This window comes from Longilinea arvoryzae (genome assembly GCF_001050235.1).
Classification (GTDB): Bacteria; Chloroflexota; Anaerolineae; order Anaerolineales; family Anaerolineaceae; genus Longilinea; species Longilinea arvoryzae.
Genome location: NZ_DF967972.1, coordinates 2,996,110 through 3,009,464, shown reverse-complemented (window position 1 = coordinate 3,009,464; position 13,355 = coordinate 2,996,110). Strand labels below are relative to the sequence as shown.

The 13,355-nt window shown below is 54.0% G+C and carries 11 protein-coding genes and 1 tRNA gene; 11 read left to right on the top strand and 1 reads right to left on the bottom strand.

The genetic code is table 11. The features are described from left to right. The first annotated feature begins 3 nt into the window (after positions 1-3). The 11 genes from mreC (at position 4) to LARV_RS13290 (ending at position 11,978) form a co-directional block, all read left to right on the top strand. Positions 4-849, top strand: a complete 846-nt coding sequence (gene mreC, locus LARV_RS13340; protein ID WP_075074100.1) for a rod shape-determining protein MreC — start codon at positions 4-6, stop codon at positions 847-849. Continuing rightward, positions 846-1,352: a hypothetical protein gene (locus tag LARV_RS13335; RefSeq protein ID WP_075074099.1), complete on the top strand. Its 507-nt coding sequence runs from the start codon at positions 846-848 to the stop codon at positions 1,350-1,352. Before mreC ends, LARV_RS13335 begins: the two co-directional genes overlap by 4 nt. Then, entirely contained in the window at positions 1,349-3,439 is a 2,091-nt protein-coding gene (mrdA, locus tag LARV_RS13330; RefSeq protein WP_075074098.1) for a penicillin-binding protein 2, read from the top strand. The genes LARV_RS13335 and mrdA overlap by 4 nt, the downstream gene beginning before the upstream one ends. 111 nt (positions 3,440-3,550) lie before the next feature. After that, entirely contained in the window at positions 3,551-4,234 is a 684-nt protein-coding gene (gene minC, locus LARV_RS13325) for a septum site-determining protein MinC (protein ID WP_172797873.1), read from the top strand. Positions 4,235-4,241: 7 nt separating this feature from the next. Beyond that, positions 4,242-5,045 carry a septum site-determining protein MinD gene (gene minD, locus LARV_RS13320; RefSeq protein WP_075074097.1) on the top strand — a complete coding sequence of 268 codons (804 nt, stop codon included), beginning with the start codon at positions 4,242-4,244 and terminating at the stop codon, positions 5,043-5,045. A 1-nt stretch (position 5,046) separates the two neighbouring features. Next, positions 5,047-5,316, top strand: coding sequence for a cell division topological specificity factor MinE (gene minE, locus LARV_RS13315; RefSeq protein ID WP_075074096.1), 270 nt, complete (start codon positions 5,047-5,049; stop codon positions 5,314-5,316). A gap of 9 nt (positions 5,317-5,325) precedes the next feature. After that, positions 5,326-6,426 (top strand): FtsW/RodA/SpoVE family cell cycle protein, encoded by a 1,101-nt coding sequence (locus LARV_RS13310; protein WP_075074095.1) that lies wholly within the window; start codon positions 5,326-5,328, stop codon positions 6,424-6,426. Between the two features lie 8 nt (positions 6,427-6,434). After that, positions 6,435-7,934 carry a glutamate--tRNA ligase gene (gene gltX / locus LARV_RS13305; RefSeq protein WP_075074094.1) on the top strand — a complete coding sequence of 500 codons (1,500 nt, stop codon included), beginning with the start codon at positions 6,435-6,437 and terminating at the stop codon, positions 7,932-7,934. A 70-nt stretch (positions 7,935-8,004) separates the two neighbouring features. Then, positions 8,005-8,078: transfer RNA gene (locus LARV_RS13300), tRNA-Gln, on the top strand. A 216-nt stretch (positions 8,079-8,294) separates the two neighbouring features. After that, positions 8,295-10,082, top strand: a complete 1,788-nt coding sequence (glmS, locus tag LARV_RS13295; protein WP_075074093.1) for a glutamine--fructose-6-phosphate transaminase (isomerizing) — start codon at positions 8,295-8,297, stop codon at positions 10,080-10,082. Between the two features lie 183 nt (positions 10,083-10,265). Then, positions 10,266-11,978, top strand: a complete 1,713-nt coding sequence (locus LARV_RS13290; RefSeq protein WP_075075237.1) for a glutamine--tRNA ligase/YqeY domain fusion protein — start codon at positions 10,266-10,268, stop codon at positions 11,976-11,978. 82 nt (positions 11,979-12,060) lie between these two features. On the opposite strand, the gene LARV_RS13285 is transcribed toward LARV_RS13290, so the two are convergent. Next, a complete protein-coding gene (locus LARV_RS13285) occupies positions 12,061-13,323 on the bottom strand; it encodes an MFS transporter (RefSeq protein WP_075074092.1) in 1,263 nt (420 codons plus the stop codon). Between the last annotated feature and the right edge of the window lie 32 nt (positions 13,324-13,355).

Here is a 13,355-nt window from a genome sequence, read left to right as displayed (position 1 = left end):
AGTATGAGATCGATTCCCCCACGCACCTGGCAAACGTTTGCTATCGTGCTCATTCTGGTTGGGGTTTTCTTACTGGCGCTGGGCGGTTATCTGGCGCCCTTTATTCGTACAACCTTGAATCCGCTGGTTTCCGTCCAGGAATGGCTTTCCACGCGTTATCTGGCGGTCGTTGAATTTCTGACCGTGCCGCGAGATGTAGCCAGCCTCCGTCAGCGAAACGCAGAACTGGAAGATCAGAACGCACAATTGGAGGCGCAAATCATCGATTTGCAATCCCAATTGCGCGAGGCTGATGTGTTATATGCCTTGCTCGATTTTGCCCGGTCACGCCCGGAGAATGCTTATAAAGCCGCTGCGGTGATCGGCCGCGACCCCAGCCCGTTCATGCATTATGTCATCATCGATAGTGGATCGGATGATGGGGTGCGCTATGGAATGCCCGTGGTTACTGCTCAGGGCCTGGTTGGGCGTATTACCGCAGTGACCGCATCTGCCTCGCGGGTGCAACTCATTACAGACCCATCTTCGGTCGTCAACGTTCGCTTGAAAAACGAGGAAAGCGAAGTTCAATTGGTGGGTTCGATTACCGGCGATTTGACGCTCGAAATGGTCCCTCAGGATGTGGCGGTAACAGCCGGCGATTTGGTGTTGACGTCCGGCATCGGCGGAACGTATCCGTCTGACATCTTGATCGGACAGGTCCTCAGCACTCGAAAGGTCGAAACCGATATTTTTCAAACCGCAGCCGTCCAACCTGCGGTCGACTTCACCAATTTACAGGCAGTACTGGTCATCACCAATTTCCAACCGGTCGAGATAGCGCCTTTACTGCCGACTGCCGTTCCATGATCTGGGCAAATCTGCTCGCGATTCCGGTGATGGTCCTGTTGACGATGCTGCAGGTGGGCGTTGTCAGCCGGTTGCCATTGCTTCAGGGCACGGCTGATTTCCTTCTACTGGCCGTCATCGCGTGGACGCTGCAGCGGCGCGTGAAGAATGGCTGGTTCTGGGGCGCAATAGCCGGCGCGATGGTTGGGTTCACTTCAGCGATTCCGCCGATAATCTCGGTCATTTCCTATATGCTGGTCGTCGTTTTGGTACAATTCTTCAAACGTCAGGTCTGGCAGGCGCCGTTACTGGTGATGCTTCTGCTTACTTTGCTCAGCACCCTCCTTCAGCATGGGATAACGATCCTGACGATGATGGTAAACGGTACATCTCTCCCAATTCTGGAGAGCCTTAGTTTGGTTACCCTACCAAGTATCCTGTTGAATTTGGTGATGTCTGTTCCGTTCTATGTCATCATGTCCGACATGGCGAATTGGTTGTTTCCAGAAGAGATCGAAGGATGAATACACAAAAAGAATCCCCCAAGGGTTTTTTCGAATCATGGCGTTACATGTTTATATACGGCCTGATGGCGCTGGTTTTCGGCTTTTTTCTTTACCGGTTGTTCACCTTGCAGATTATTAATGGAAACGTTTACGCTGCACAGGCGGATGAAAACCGGACGACGGATATCAGCGTGGCGACTTCGCGCGGTTTGATTTACGACCGCAATGGATATATCCTGGCTCAAAACGTGCCTTCTTATAATGTGGTAATCACCCCGGCGAATTTGCCGGAAGATGATGGCACGGTTCAAAATATCTACCGCCAGGTTTCGGATCTGATCGGTGTGCCGGTATCGCAGGGCAATACCGATGAGGAAACCGTGCGCAATTTCTCGCCCTGCCAGAACGACCTGGGCATCACCCAGATTGTCTATATCGGCCGGACGAACGCGCCTTACGATCCGGTTCGCGTGAAGTGTAATGTCGACAGCAATACCGCGATGATCATCCGCGAGAGAGCGGAGGATTGGCCGGGGGTCGGTATCGAGATCGAGGCCGTCCGCGATTATCCGACCGGCAACCTGACAGCCGAGGTCATTGGTTTCCTGGGCCCAATTCCGGCTTCTCGGAAGGACGAGCTTGAAGCCACGGGATTTGTGGCCAATCGCGACAAGGTCGGTTACGCGGGCGTCGAGCTCTCGATGGATGATCAGTTGGTCGGTAAGAACGGCAAACGCGTCATCGAAGTCGATGTCGGCGGTCAGGAAATTCGCGACCTGCAGACGCCGGTGGAACCCACGCCCGGCAACAATATTACTCTCACCATCGATACACGATTGCAACTGGCGGCCCGAACGGCGTTGATCGAGCAGATCAATAAATGGAACAAGAAATTTGGTTACATCAAATATCCCAGCGGCGTCGTGATTGCCATGAACCCCAAGACCGGGGAAATCCTGGCCATGGTGTCGTACCCGAATTACGAAAACAACCGCATGGCGCGGCTCATTCCATCCTATTATTACCAGCAATTGATCGAAGATCCCAACAAGCCCCTGCTCAATCACGCCATTTCGGCTGAGATGGCGCCGGGTTCGGTTTTCAAATTGGGGACAGCGATCGGCATTCTGAATGAAGGCGTCGTCACGCCTGAGCAGCAGATCGAAGATCCCGGCCGCATTACGATTACCGAGAAATATTCCGAAAACGACACCGGACGAAATCGGGATTATGTGTGCTATACCTACAAAACGACCGGAAAAGGCCACGGTATGGTCAATTTCCTGCGCGGTGTTGCCCTTTCGTGCGACGTGTATTTCTATAAAGTAGGCGGCGGCTATCAGAACGAAGTCAAAGAAGGCCTCAACATCTGGCGTATCGGGGAATACTCGCGCGCTTTGGGCTACGGACAAACCCTGGGGATCGAATTGCCGGGTGAGGCGGATGGTCTGATTCCTGACCCGAACTGGAAACGGATCAACCAGGGCGAGAACTGGTCGACTGGCGACACTTACATCGCCACGATTGGTCAGGGATACGTCCTGGCGACGCCACTGCAGGTGCTCACTTCAGCGGCCACGATCGCGAACGACGGGAAATTGATGCGCCCGACCATCATCCACGATATTACCGACGCGAATGGCACTGTCGTCAAGACCTTCACACCCGAAATGCTCTGGGATCTCACCAAAGATCCGAAGATTCAAGTTTACGATGAGAATTATCAAACCACGGGCGAAAAGAAAACGGTCCAACCCTGGGTTATCGAAATGACCCAGGAGGGCATGCGCGAAGTTGTTGTGGATGGTACGGCGACCACCGTGTTCGATGGATTCGATGTCCCGTCCGCGGGGAAGACCGGCACGGCGGAATATTGCGATAACGTCGCCCAGGCCAAGAACCTGTGCATTTCCGGTTCCTGGCCGGCGCATGCCTGGTATGTCGGTTATGCGCCCTATAATGATCCGGAAATTGCGGTGGTGGCTTTTGTGTACAACGGCGACGAAGGCTCAACGGTCGCGGCGCCGATCGTGCGGCAAGTGATGGAGGCTTACTTCGAGCTCAAGTCGGGCGAAAGTACGACAACGACAACAACGACGCCCTGATTAGAACGGTAAATCCGCTAATCTTTGCTATAATGGGTGTTTCACAATCAATCGGCCGCAATTGCGCCCGGTGACCTCATCGAACTGAAATCGTAATCCGGGAAAATATACGTGAGCGAACCTCAGATCGTGCAAATCAAAGGCATAAAAGACGGTTTACTGGTGACTCTGGGCGAAGGCGAATGGGCTGGAGTCCAGGACGCGTTGTTGACCAATATCGAGGGGAAGGCCAGTTTCTTCCAGGGGGCTCGAATGGCCATGGAAGTTGGCAACCGCGTCCTGCATGCCGCAGAACTGGGTCTGCTACGCGATCGGTTATCCGATCGCGGCATATCCTTATGGGCGGTGGTCAGCTCGAGCCCGGTGACCGAGCAGACTGCTCAGGTGTTGGGGCTGGCAACGCGCCTGTCGGTGCCGAGGCCGGAACGGACCATCCGGCCGCTGGACACCACGCTGGAAGGGGAAAACGGTGTGTTCGTGCGGCGGACGCTGCGATCCGGATTCAAGATCACCTCCCACGGGCATGTGACCGTCTTGGGCGACGTCAACCCGGGCGCCGAGATCAACGCCGGAGGGAATGTGATCGTGTGGGGAAGGGTGCGCGGGTCGATTGTTGCCGGCGCGGACGGAGATGACACCGCGGTGGTGTGCGCGATCACACTCGAGCCGACCCAACTGCGCATAGCCAATCTGGTCGCCAATTTACCCTTCAAAAAGATGCCCTCGCAGCCGGTTTGCGCGGCGATTCATGATGGGACCATTCTCATCGAACCCTGGAAATCAAAGGAGCGCTAAGAGTAGCATGGCAGCGACTGTCGTTACTGTTACATCTGGAAAAGGCGGTGTGGGAAAGACGACCACCACGGCGAATTTGGCTGTCGCCCTGGCTTCGGGCGGCCAAAAGGTCGTATGTATCGATGGCGATATTGGCCTGCGCAACCTGGATGTCGTTCTGGGGCTGGAGAACCGCATCGTTTATGATCTGGTAGACGTCGTTGAAGGGCGCTGCCGGCTCCGGCAGGCGATGATTCGCGATAAGCGCATGCCTGAGATGTACCTTATACCGGCGGCGCAAACCCGGGATAAAAACGCGATCTCTCCCAGCGATATGGTGCGGCTGACGGACGACCTGCGCGACGAATTCGATTGGATCCTGATCGATTCACCAGCCGGAATCGAACGCGGATTCCGAAATTCGGTTGCCCCGGCCGATACGGTTCTGGTCGTGACCAATCCGGAAGTCTCTTCGGTTCGGGACGCCGACCGGATTATCGGTTTGATCGAATCGGAAGAAAAAGGTCCGGCCCGGCTAATTCTCAATCGTTTGAATACCAAAATGGTCAAACGCGGCGACATGCTTGCGCCAGATGATGTTCTGGAGCTGCTGGCGATCGAATTGATTGGCATCGTCCCCGAAGACGAAAATGTCATTGTGAGCTCCAATCGCGGCCAACCGGTGGCTCTGGAAGCCAAGAGCAATGCTGGCCTGGCTTTTCAAAATATCGCACGGCGCTTGAAGGGCGAAAGTGTCCCATTCTTGAATTTGGAGGAGAAGGAGGATTTCTTCCAAAAGCTGACGCGGATCATCCGGCCTGGAGGGGATTGACATGGCAGATTGGTTGGATTGGTTGGCAAGCAAAAAGAACGTCAAGAGCGCTGATACTGCGAAAGACCGCTTGAAGTTGGTATTGATCAACGACCGAACGGACCTGACGCCGGCCGAATTAGAATCCCTTAAGAATGAGCTTCTGGTGGTAATTTCGCGGTATATTGAGATTGACCCGCAAGCAGTTCGGATCGACATGATGCAGGAAGGGAGACAGCAACGCTTGCTGGCGGATATACCCATCCGCGCGGCAAGCCGGAAGACCCGCTAAGTTGGGCGTATGTTTAATAAAGAAGTCTGGCGGCACTTTGATTATTGGCTATTTGGCGCGGTGGTAGTCCTGTGCATTTTTGGGATTGCTATGATTCGTTCTACCATCGCGGGAAATATCGATCTGGCCAATAGTGATAAAAGTCAAACCGAATTCGTAATCCTCGGATTATTCATCATCCTGGTGGTTGCGATGATCGATTATCGCTACTGGTCGTCGCTTGCCAACCTTTTCTATGTATTCGGAATCGTCTTTCTGATCATCATTCTCTTGATCGGAAATATTGCGTTCGGTTCGACGCGCTGGATCGTCATCGCCGGCATTAATATTCAGCCCTCTGAGCTGGTCAAGATTATCATGATCATCGTGCTGGCAGATTTTTTCGCCCGCAATAAAGACCGCATTCATGACATACGAACGATTCTGAAGAGTTTTATCCTCACCGCGGGCATGGTGATCTGGATTTTGTTGCAGCCCAACCTGAGCACGTCCATCGTGATCATCATTGTGTGGGCTGCGATGCTCTGGTTGAGTGGATTGCCCGTTAAATACATCATCTTCTTCGCGGTCATCGGCATCGTCCTTGCGGCGATATTGTTTCCTTTTCTGGAGCAATATCAACAGCAACGCATTTTTAACTTCCTGTTCCCGAATCCCAATGCGAGTTACGGTGATAATTACAACGTCGAACAGGCCCTGATTACGATTGGTTCAGGCGGTTGGTTCGGCCAGGGGTACGGCCATGGTTCGCAGGTGCAGTTGCGCTTTCTGAAAGTCCGTCACACCGACTTTATTTTTGCCTCGATGGCCGAGGAATTCGGCTTCATTGGCACAATTCTTGTGATTTCGATCCTGATATTTGTCATTTTACGCTGCATCCGGGTCGCTCGCCGCGCGGCGGACCCATTTGGATCGTTACTCGCCTATGGATTTGCGGCTTTGTTATTTTTCCAAACATCGGTTAATATTGGTGTCAATCTGAATGTCATCCCGGTCACTGGTTTGACGCTTCCATTCGTAAGTTATGGCGGTAGCTCACTTCTCTCTCTCGTGATTGGTATTGGACTGGTGGAAAGCGTGGCTGCGCACAGTAAACCTCAGGAATTTTAGGGAACATTATGACTCAAACAAATCTACAACCCGCACGTGTCCGTTTTGCACCATCTCCCACCGGTCACCTACATCTTGGTGGAGCTCGAACCGCGCTTTATGATTATTTGTTGGCTCGTCAAACGGGCGGGCAATTTGTTCTACGGATCGAGGACACCGATCGAAAACGTCTTGTGGAAGGCGCCGAGCAGGAACTGATCGACGGCCTGCGCTGGTTGGGCCTGGATTATGATGAGGGTCCGGACATCGGCGGCCCTTATGGCCCTTACCGCCAATCGGAACGGAAAGAGATCTACCAGCATTACGCCAAACAACTGGTCGATGCAGGTTACGCTTATTATTGCTTTTGTACGCCCGACCGCCTGGAACGGGTTCGTCAGGAACAGCAAGCCCGTAAAGAAGCATCGCATTATGATGGCACCTGCCGCAATCTGGACCCGGATGAAGCTGCCCGGCGGATCGCGGCCGGTGAAAAGTACGTCATTCGCTTCAAAACGCCCAAAGAGGGCACGACCACGGTAACCGACGTTGTGCGGGGCCCGATCACCGTCGAAAACCGCGTTCTGGACGATTACATCATCGTCAAGTCGGATGGACTGGCCTTATATCACCTCGCCGCAGCCGTGGACGACCACCTGATGAAAATCACGCACGTCATTCGTGGATCCGAATGGCTGCCGACCTTCCCGCTGCACGGGATGATCCATCGCGCATTGGGGTGGGAGGAACCCGCCTGGGTTCACCTATCCGTCTTCCTCAAACCCAGCGGCAAAGGCAAGATGAGCAAGCGTGAAAAGGCCGATCTGATGAAAGACGGCCATTCCATCTTCATCAAGGACCTCCAATCCCTGGGGTATTTGCCCGAAGCAGTGGTCAATTGGATCTCATTGATGGGCTGGAGTTATGACGATCATACCGAGTTCTTCAACCTGCCGGATCTGGTGGATAAGTTCAGCCTGCAAAAGTTGAATCCATCGCCGGCGGCCATCAATTTCTCGAAATTGGATCATTTCAACGGCCTGCATATCCGCTCCCTGACGCATGAGGACCTGGCCCGGCGAATCAAGCCTTTCTTCATGGAGAAGGGTTTTGCCGCGGATGACGCCACGCTCCTAAGGATCGCCCCGATCATTCAGGAACACATTGCCACATTGGATGAAGCGGTCGATTTCGCGGGTTTCTTCTTCAAGGACGAAATTACACCGGTACCCGAAAACCTGATTGCAAAGGGATTGACGGCCAGGCAATCCGCTGAAATTGCCGAAAAGTCCCTGGCGATTCTGGCGGCGCTGCCGGATCTTCGCCTGGAAACCGCCGAGCCTCCCATGCGCAAGCTGTTGGAAGAATCCGGTTTCAGCGCCGGGCAGGTGTTCGGCATCATGCGCGAAGCCATCACCGGGCAGCGCGTCAGCCCGCCGTTGTTCGAGAGCATGGAAATCGTCGGGCGTGAAACCGTACTCGCGCGCATGGAGAATGCAATTCGGCTGTTGAAAGGATTGCCGGAATAAGCGCCTTAAAATTTCGTTGAACCCTAGACGTATCTTTCAACCTGACGTATAATATTGCTCGCGCAGTTCTTGGGGGTTCGTCTAATGGCAGGACAGCAGACTCTGGATTTGCTTGTAGAGGTTCGAATCCTTTACCCCCAGCCAAGATAATTATCGAAAGAGCAAAAACCTCCTTAACCCTCAACAAAAGGTCAAGGAGGTTTTTGGTCATAATAGTCGGCCCAAAGGGAAATCGTCAACGTTGACCGCACCGAAAAGGAATATTCATTTTATAATTGGGCGTTGAATGGTTTACAGAACCACCACGAGTCATTGCGATTCGACAATTCCCATAGAGAAAACATCCATCGAGAGGAACCCATGTGTGGAATCTTTGGTATCGTAACAGAAAAGGAACAAACATTAGGTCCAATCCTGGTTGAAGCTGCCCGAAGACTCACTTACCGTGGGTATGACTCGGTCGGCGCGGCCACCATCAGCGGCGATCGCATCGACCTGCGCAAGGATGCCGGGCGGGTGGATGAGGTGGCCAGGAAGTATAACTTCGCGGAGATGACCGGCCAGCGCGGGATTACCCAATTACGGTGGGCAACCTTCGGCGCGCCTTCCCAGTTAAATTCTCAGCCGCACCTCGATTCGGACGGGGATATCGTTGGAGCGCATAACGGGAACGTCGTCAACAATGTCGAACTGCGAGAGCAGTTCATGGCGGAAGGGCTGGTTGTTCGCTCCCAAAACGACGGTGAGTCGTGCGTGCATGCTGTTGAACGGTACATCAATCGGGGTAAGGATTTCATCGAGGCCATTCGTCTGGCGCATGGCGATCTCCAAGGGGATTATTCCTTCGTGATTGGGCGCATTAATGATGACAAACTCTTTGCCATCAAGAAAGGTTCCGGCCTGGTCGTTGGAATCGGTGATGGTTTTACGTGCGTTTCTTCGGATCTGCCCTCCATTTTGCCGCTGACCCGGAAAGTGATTCGTTTGAATGACGGCGAAATTATCACACTCTGGGCGAACCGCGTGGAACTCCATTCGGTCAAGGACGGCGCCCTGATCGAACGCGCCCTGGAAATCATCACCGAAGAAATGACGGCCGTTCAAAAAGGCGGTTTCGCTCATTTCATGCTCAAAGAAATCCACGAGCAACCTCAGGTTGCGCGTGAAGTCATCAACCTGCTGAATAACAGCGCTGATGTCCAATCGATCCTGGATCAACTGGCCACCGCGCGTCATATTTACTTCATCGGATGTGGAACCAGTTATCACGCCTGCCTCGCCGGAGCCGTCTATTTTGGCCAGCTCGCGAAGAAAGCCGTCACGCCGGTACTGGCAACCCAATTCATTCCGCAGTATTTACCGGCAGTTAATCAAGAGGATGTGGGCATCTTCGTGAGCCAATCTGGTGAAACGAAAGACGTCCTCACTGCGCTTCAGGAAGCCCAGAACCGAGGCATGACCTGCTTCAGCCTGGCAAATGTCATCGGTTCCACGCTCACCCGGGGCACCTCGGCATGCCTCCCGCTCGGTTGCGGCTATGAAATCAGCGTACCGGCCACCAAGACCTTCACCAATCAGGTGATTACCTTCCTCTACCTGGCGACCCGCCTTGGCGGACAGGATCTCCGGCAGCTCGACCGATTGCCTGAACTGATGAGCCAGACGATCACGATGACAGACCCGCAGGTGAAGGCGCTCGTTCCGAAAATCAACTCCTGGAATGACCTTTACTGTCTGGGTTACGGCGCGACCTATTCCATGGCGCTGGAAGGCGCGCTCAAGCTCAAGGAAATCACCTACGCACACTGCGAAGGGATGCTGTCGACCGAGTTCAAGCATGGACCGCTCTCGGCAGTTTTGAAAGACTTCCCGATCCTGTTCGTCGCCGGACCGGAGGATGTGCCCTTGATTGTGAGCGGGATCAATGAAGTCACCTGCCGTGGAGGCCGTGCAATTGCCATCGGTGAAGCCGATCAGCGCCTGAATGCCAACGCCACGGATGTAATCACCATCCCTTCTTCCAATGCCGCGTTCGCATCACTCTTATCTGTGATCCCTCTGCAATTGCTCTCGTATTACATGTCCGTTGACAGAGGGTATGATCCGGACTTCCCTCGGAATTTGAGTAAGACCCTTACGGTGGATTAGGATCAATCGATCTTTCGATCAAACGGAGCCGTCTCGTCGAGGCTCCGTTTGATGGTTTCAGAAGTGCTCCACACCCGATTTCGAGCGTCGCGGCGTGGGATTGCGATATCTCCTTTTTAATTGTACAATTTCCAAGTTCTTTGGTTGGCTCCACCACCCAATAAATCCCAAGAAGGTATTATGATGGACGATAATTCACATGCTAGCCGTATTCCAAGCTTTATTCGCGAAGCCATTGCTGAAGATTTGCAGAGTGGCCGCTTCAATTATGTGCGCACTCGCTTACCCCCTGAACCGAATGGTTATCTGCATATTGGGCATTGCAAGGCTTTCCTGATCGATTATTTTGCCGCTCAGGAGTTCGGCGGTGAGCTGTACATGCGCTTCGATGATACCAATCCGGCCAAGGAAGAGACCGAATTTGTCAAAGCGATCGAGGAGGATGCGGCCTGGTTGGGAATCAAGTGGGCCAAGGAAACCTTTGCATCCGATTACTTCGATCTGCTCTACGAATGGGCGGTCCGCCTGATCAAGATGGGACTGGCCTATGTGGATGACCAGACCCAGGAAGAAATGAGCGCCAGCCGCGGTACGCTGCCAAAGGGAACCAAGTGGAGCGAGACCGCTGCCACCCTGAAGCCGGGCGTCGATTCGCCTTATCGCAACCGTTCCGTGGAAGAAAATCTGGATTTGCTCGAACGCATGAAAAACGGCGAGTTCGAAGAAGGCAGCCGGGTGCTGCGCGCCAAAATCGACATGCAAAGCCCGAACCTTTTGCTGCGCGACCCGGTCATGTACCGGATTATGAATGTTTCGCACCACCGAACCGGCGACAAGTGGCACATCTATCCGATGTACGATTGGTCTCACGGGCAGAATGACTCGATGCAAGGCATCACGCACTCCCTGTGCTCCAATGAATACATCATCCACCGCCCGTTATATGAGTGGTTCCTGCAGCAGTTGGGCGCCTTCCCCAGCCGCCAGATTGAGTTTTCGCGCCTCAATCTTACTTACGCGATGATGAGCAAACGAAAACTGCGCAAGCTGGTCGAAACCGGCGTCGTGCGCGGTTGGGACGATCCACGCCTGACCACATTGCGCGGGCTGCGCCGGCGCGGCGTACCGCCCAGCGCCATCATCGACTTCGTCACCGGCCTGGGCGAGACCAAGAATGACAGTTGGGTCGAAATGGCTCAATTCGAGGCGGTCATCCGGGATCATTTGAACAAGATGGCGCTGCGCCGTATGGCCGTGCTTCACCCATTGAAGCTGGTCATCGATAACTACCCGGAAGACGGCGTCGAGGAAATGGATGCGATCAACAATCCTGAAGATGAGTCCGCCGGGACGCGGAAGGTGCCGTTCTCGAAGGTGATTTACATCGAGCAGGATGATTTTCGCGAGACCCCGCCGCCCAAATATTTCCGCCTGTATCCTGGCAACGAAGTGCGTCTGCGCTACGCCTACCTGGTGAAGTGTGTTGGCGTGGTCAAGGATGAAGCCGGCAATGTGGTCGAGGTGCATTGCACCTATGACCCGGCGACTCGCGGCGGCAACACACCGGATGGACGCAAGGTCAAGTCCACCATCCACTGGGTCTCGGCGAAGCACGCCATCCTTGCCGAAGTGCGGCTGTACGATCAGTTGTTCACCGTGGATCGTCCGGATGACGGCGACGTGGATTCGATTATCAACCCCAACTCGTTGACAATCTTGGAATCTTGCTACGTCGAACCGGCCCTGGGTGAGTCAAACCCCGGCGATGCTTTCCAATTCGAACGCACCGGATATTTCTGTGTTGATTCCGATTCACAGAATGGAAAGCTGGTTTTCAATCGAACCGTTGGGTTGCGGGATACCTGGGGAAAGATCGAACAAGGCGGCAAGAATTAGCCAGAAGATAAACTGAAAGTATAAATGTAAAATGCGGAGCCGTCTTCTTGGCTCCGCATTGTTTATCCAGACCTCGATTCGTCTACACGATTTCAACCGGAAACGGTTCCTTGAAGGGACGGGGAACCTCCACCTGGAAATGCAACACGAGAACGGCGACCAGCCCCAGAACGGCGCTGACCAGAAAGGTCATGGGGTAACTTACATTATCCGCCAGCCAACCGCCAAGAAATGGAGACAGGAGGGCAAACGGCGCAACCAGCGTGTTTCCCAGGCCCACATAGGTGGGGCGTTGGTTTTCAGGACCAAATTCCAATAGGATGGGGATGCTGATCGTCCAAAAGGCAATAATCGCGATGCCTTCCAGGACGGTGACCAGATAGAACCAGCCCGTATTGGGCGCCCACCATGCCAGCAGGCAGCTTGCCACACTGGCCACAGCGCCGAGTTCGATGACGCCCTTGCGGCTCCATTTGTCGGCCAGCCGCCCCAGAAGGATATTTGCGACCATCTGGGTGATGAGCAGGACGCTGGTCATGACGCCGGCTTCAAGTTCGCTGAGATTGAGTTCGCGGACCGCATAAACGATGTAATACGCAAAGGCCATCATTCCCAGGCAATACAAACCGCGCGCCAGGAGGAACCACACAAAGGGCCGGTTTTGCTCGAAAATTACACGGATGGTTTGCCATAATGAAATCTCCTGGTTTGCGTCGATGGCATGCGCGGAGGGCGACTCGCGATTACGTCCCAGGAAAAACCAACTGCTGAACATAAAAAGAGATGCCAGGAGAAATGAGATCCCAAAGCCGTTCGTTCCGGGAGTCTCTTCCAGCAGGTAACCAGCCAGGATTGCGCCGCCGCTCGAAAGCAAGTTGGATAGGGCAGCCTGAAGGCCGAGGAATGTCGCCAGATAATCGGCTGGGATGACTTTCCCAATCAGGTTTTGCCAGGGATTTGCCGTCAACCCGGCGCCAATACCCTGCCATATGAGGAAGAGAAAAGTCAGAACGAGGGCAGCCGGCGTGCCTATGATGGGCACCAGGAAGGCCACCGCGGCAAGGCCCAGGAAGGGCAGGCGTTCGTGGATGATGTAGGCCAACAGAACGGGTTTGACCAGCGGGCGCCGGGATATATTTTTCGACATGAACAACTGGGGCAGCAGCCAGCCCATATTGTGAATTGCCGGCACCAAACCGATCAGGATGGCAGAATTGGTCATGGTTGCCACGAACAGCGGCAGAAAGGTGGTGAAACTGGCCAGACCAATCGCCAGCCCGAAAAAACCGCCATCGAGCAAATTGACGACGATGTTGTACTTGAGGTTCGACTGTGTAGATTGCATGGATTGTTTGCACTCGGCGGTTTAAAAATTCA

Excerpts from the sequence above, each read along its gene's own strand:
- mreC (WP_075074100.1), top strand. The coding sequence starts at position 4 with ATGAGATCGATTCCCCCACGCACCTGGCAAACGTTTGCTATCGTGCTC.
- LARV_RS13310 (WP_075074095.1), top strand. The coding sequence starts at position 5,326 with ATGTTTAATAAAGAAGTCTGGCGGCACTTTGATTATTGGCTATTTGGC.
- minE (WP_075074096.1), top strand. The coding sequence starts at position 5,047 with ATGGCAGATTGGTTGGATTGGTTGGCAAGCAAAAAGAACGTCAAGAGC.
- LARV_RS13335 (WP_075074099.1), top strand. The coding sequence starts at position 846 with ATGATCTGGGCAAATCTGCTCGCGATTCCGGTGATGGTCCTGTTGACG.
- mrdA (WP_075074098.1), top strand. The coding sequence starts at position 1,349 with ATGAATACACAAAAAGAATCCCCCAAGGGTTTTTTCGAATCATGGCGT.
- LARV_RS13290 (WP_075075237.1), top strand. The coding sequence starts at position 10,266 with ATGGACGATAATTCACATGCTAGCCGTATTCCAAGCTTTATTCGCGAA.
- minD (WP_075074097.1), top strand. The coding sequence starts at position 4,242 with ATGGCAGCGACTGTCGTTACTGTTACATCTGGAAAAGGCGGTGTGGGA.
- LARV_RS13285 (WP_075074092.1), bottom strand. The coding sequence starts at position 13,323 with ATGCAATCTACACAGTCGAACCTCAAGTACAACATCGTCGTCAATTTG.
- gltX (WP_075074094.1), top strand. The coding sequence starts at position 6,435 with ATGACTCAAACAAATCTACAACCCGCACGTGTCCGTTTTGCACCATCT.
- glmS (WP_075074093.1), top strand. The coding sequence starts at position 8,295 with ATGTGTGGAATCTTTGGTATCGTAACAGAAAAGGAACAAACATTAGGT.